We start from the raw sequence: 4,067 nt of genomic DNA, 5'->3' as shown, positions 1-4,067 counted from the left end.
TAAACGCGGTTCTGAATGTCTCTTAAAATCTGTCTCAAATATTGACTTCAATCCAAAAAGGCTAAACAATAATAATGCTACTTGTACTAAGAGTATTAGCGAAGATAGTAATATCGTAGCACCACTAGTAGATCTATCACTGCTAGCAACTTTTCTATAACTACACAGAGCACTGAAAAAGCTGCGGCCAGTACTAGCCCATCGGGTACTCCAAGTGTACTCTTAACAGAGGCACAGGCTACACAAAAGTTACAGAACTGTGGGCAAATGCTACCGGAGATGGATCAATGGCTGTTAGTTCTTTAATAGCTAGTGAAGGTAGTGATGGCTTGGCATGGGGTGTTGATTACGATGGTACTATGCATGCACCTGGGGACCCAGTTCAGTAGTAATAAAATGCCTTCAAAATAGTGCCTCAAACATAAAAAAACAATTCAATTAAGAATTAGGGATAATAGTACCAAGGTTCGAACTATGGTCACGCTTACAGTTTAGCACACTTAATGACACTCATCACCGTTGTTTCACCAGGATTCATACTACGCGCCCCAATTTGCGCCCCTACCGGGCACACCTCAAAAAAGACCAGATAAACTCAAGATTGAGTTACCGGGCCTTTTGCCATGTGTTTAAATTATTAGTCAGTAATCTGCCATGAATTTTGCCAACGCCTCGTGCCAATCTGGTCTCACAAAACCAGTGGATCGCGCCTTAGCCAAACTCATCACTGCATGATGCGGTCGTAGTGCTACTTGGGGATATTCTGCCGATGTTACTGGATGTACCACCGTGGATGTGTCTTGCAAAATTTCACGTGCAAATTTATACCATGTGCACGTGCCAACAAATGGGATATACTAGACTGTAGCTTAAACTTGATCATGTTACTCGGGAGGAACCAAATGAACTACTGTACCCAATGTGGACACCAAAACAGGGCCCACGCTAAATTTTGTGTAACTTGTGGCCATCAACTGACTACACCTTCAGCCACCATCGTTACTCAACAAAAATCAACGCGGTTGCTAACCATTGGTATTATTAGTGCGCTATTAGCTTTAATTGTCACACCACCGCTATTTGGCACAATCGCAATCGTACTCGGAAGCATCGTTGCACGCCACCACCCGTATCAAGGTTACGGCTTGATCACAGCCGCCATTCTCACTCTAATTATCGGTAGTGCTGTAGGAATATTCATGACAGGATGGTGGATCTAATGACCGAATATATCTACTGCACGCAATGCGGCGCAAAAAATGCTGCCACCAATAATTTCTGTACCGCCTGCGGTCAATCGCTAGTTTCTAGTAGCGTTCACCATGATCAGGAAACCCGCCAGACCCAAGCACCAAATACCAGTTTCATTGATAATACTACCAAGCAACTCAATCGATGGACCGGCGAAGACAAAAGCGTCTCGCTTAACGTGGCATCGATGTTCGGTGGTATCTTCGAGCACCATACCCAGCAAGATGCCGAAGAAATTTTTATCGCTGGCACGTTTAAAACTACCCCGAGTCTTGCTGAAGTATCAGACGCACCAGTACGACCATGGTTGTTTTCTCGCATTTTGATGCTCTTCGTAGTTGTTATTGGTCTATTTCTTTCAGCTCTAATGTTCTTTCAAGGGGAAAAAACATATCCAGGGCTGGTCTTTATCAGTTCGTGTGCGATTCCGTTTTCGCTACTCATTCTGTTCTTTGAAATCAATGTCTTCAAAAATATCAGTATCTACGTCACTATGAAAGTTTTCCTTCTCGGTGGCGCATTCTCGTTGTTGACGACCCTTTTTTTGTATTCGATCGTCGGCGCTAGCAACTTTTCAATTGTGGAGGCAATTCTAATTGGGTTAGTAGAGGAAACCGGTAAACTCATCATCGTCATCTACTACGTCGAGCATTACAACCTATCCCACATTTTCAATGGCATGTTAATTGGGGCCGCAGTTGGAGCTGGATTCGCCGCCTTCGAAAATGCCGGTTATGCACAAGATTATGGTATCTCGGTGTTATTGATACGTTCAATTGGTTCACTCGGCACCCATACACTGTGGTGTGCCATCCTCGGAGCTGCCCTAGTGATCGTCAAACGCGATCATCACTTTGATTCTAGTATGTTGGTCGATCCTCACTTTATTAACTTTTTCATTTTTGTCGTCACACTCCATGCCGTTTGGGATATGAATTTACCCCTCACATCTGTCAAAGTCACCGGGCTCATCGTGATGGCCTGGATTGCGATACTAGTGTTAATTAATGCTGGATTACGAGAAGTCGGTGAACTGCAACGGGGAAAGGTAAAGATACCAAAGAGTGAATTGTAAAAATAAACCGGTTCTCATTTTGTCGCTGTTTCTCGTCTTACACTCACCGGTTGTAGTCAACAACAATTAAAGGATCACTTCTGGGACCGATCTACTCAATTTCAAAAATTAACTTTATTCACATTTTTGTCAAAGATTACAAGGATCTTACCCCATCAGTTCAGAATCAGGTTGATATCACATTTTCATTAAAAAAAGCTCAGAGTGACGAAGCCACTGAGACGTTCAACATCTCTGCTAAGATTACCAATAACCCCGACAAAACGGTTAAACTCAATCCAACCAGATTCACCATGATCGGAGCTTGTGCTGGCAATGAACCTCACACGACACTAACAAAAGAAATCATCATGCAAAAACATAGCGCCATCACCATAAAAAAATTATTTAACAACGCAACTGAACAAACTGTCGTCGCCGGTGGCTTGTTCTAATATGATGGAAAAAGCATAGCAACAACCGACTTTGGGCCTTCAAACGAAGTAACCAAAAATAGTTTGCAATCAGTGTCCAGTACAACTATTGCTAGCATCGAAAAAAACGAAATGAGGCTGACTAAGGCATATCCTAAATCCAATAATTCCTCAACAACCGCTAGCTCCAGTTCAAGCAATAGTCAAACCCAGCACCGTAAACTAACCGCTAATGAAATTGGCAATTTATATGTGAAACAACTACGTATCCATCATTATCTTAATAATCGCTACGTTGAAATCATTGTTCTAAGAAATACGAGTACCGGCGGCTACACTTTTACCGATCCATCGCACGCTCGAATAAAAATTTATATCCTGCAAGTAACAACAAACAATAAAACAAATTTGCAGTCTATCCTAGTTAATCGACCTCAAGATGCAACATTAATGAACCCCCTGGATTCTGAGCGTGCACAGAGCGCCTTTGACTTTGAAGCAAGCACATTTGACGCTGTTTATTCAAACAATAAAAGAATCAATTAAACTCATACAGGAGAAAAATCATGATATGTAACCATTGTGGCACCGAAAACGATGCTACCGCTAAATTCTGTATATATTGTGGCCACGCACTAATTGGTCCTGAATCAGCACCAAAACAAGAAGCTCATTCCACAAATCAATGCCCAAACTGTGGTACCGAAAATACACCGTCAGCTAAATATTGTGTCAGTTGCGGTCATGCACTTACACCATCAAAACATGTTCAAGATTCTCAAACTACAACGACTCAGGCTAGCACAAAATCCCAATCAACAGCACGTAACACTAGTAGTCCTAATACATCATCTCATTCATATTTTTTACTCAAACTAGTCATCGTAGTCGCTATTTTAATTTTTGCTATTCCAAAAGGATATGCATATATCCAGCAAGCGATGATTCCCAAGGGTAGTGCTGATTACGATACAATCATTGACCACGTAACCAAACACGATGGTCAAGATATTATGATATTGCAAATGAAAGATCTTTTGAATCAGGCAACCGTAAATGAAAGCCCATCTGTCTTTATTGAAAAGAATAAGGATACCGGTCGGTACATCTTTCCAATTAAAATTGCTAAGAAAAAGACGTACTGCTATGTCGTTAAGGTCATCGATCAATTCTATGCCGATGGTAGTTATAAATATGCCTACGTTGCGGTATCTCTTGATAAAAACAAGAAAAACAAATACGAAAATAAACTTCTCGATCCTAATCATTTTGAACCTGAATTATTCACCATAAGTTCTCCAAGTACAGTGTCACCCCGGTATCATGGG

Annotated in this window: 5 protein-coding genes; 4 read left to right on the top strand and 1 reads right to left on the bottom strand. The window is 41.5% G+C overall.

Features of this window, described 5'->3' with window-relative positions:
- Nucleotides 1–641 precede the first annotated feature (641 nt).
- A complete protein-coding gene (locus FC07_RS15735; protein ID WP_083483363.1) occupies nucleotides 642–854 on the bottom strand; it encodes a sugar nucleotide-binding protein in 213 nt (70 codons plus the stop codon).
- 48 nt (nucleotides 855–902) lie between these two features.
- Between FC07_RS15735 and FC07_RS15405 the strand changes: the two genes are divergently transcribed.
- The 4 genes from FC07_RS15405 to FC07_RS15960 form a co-directional block, all read left to right on the top strand.
- A complete protein-coding gene (locus FC07_RS15405; RefSeq protein WP_057905953.1) occupies nucleotides 903–1,220 on the top strand; it encodes a zinc-ribbon domain-containing protein in 318 nt (105 codons plus the stop codon).
- Entirely contained in the window at nucleotides 1,220–2,326 is a 1,107-nt protein-coding gene (locus FC07_RS15400) for a PrsW family glutamic-type intramembrane protease (RefSeq protein ID WP_235807532.1), read from the top strand. Before FC07_RS15405 ends, FC07_RS15400 begins: the two co-directional genes overlap by 1 nt.
- Nucleotides 2,327–2,832: 506 nt before the next feature.
- Nucleotides 2,833–3,285: a hypothetical protein gene (locus FC07_RS15965; RefSeq protein ID WP_155797905.1), complete on the top strand. Its 453-nt coding sequence runs from the start codon at nucleotides 2,833–2,835 to the stop codon at nucleotides 3,283–3,285.
- A gap of 20 nt (nucleotides 3,286–3,305) precedes the next feature.
- On the top strand, nucleotides 3,306–4,067 hold a 762-nt coding region (locus tag FC07_RS15960), incomplete at its 3' end, for a zinc ribbon domain-containing protein (protein WP_157050184.1).

Source organism: Loigolactobacillus bifermentans DSM 20003 (assembly GCF_001434575.1).
Lineage (GTDB): Bacteria > Bacillota > Bacilli > Lactobacillales > Lactobacillaceae > Loigolactobacillus > Loigolactobacillus bifermentans.
Note: the sequence above shows the minus strand (reverse complement) of the source record. Positions and strands in the feature narration are given on the sequence as shown.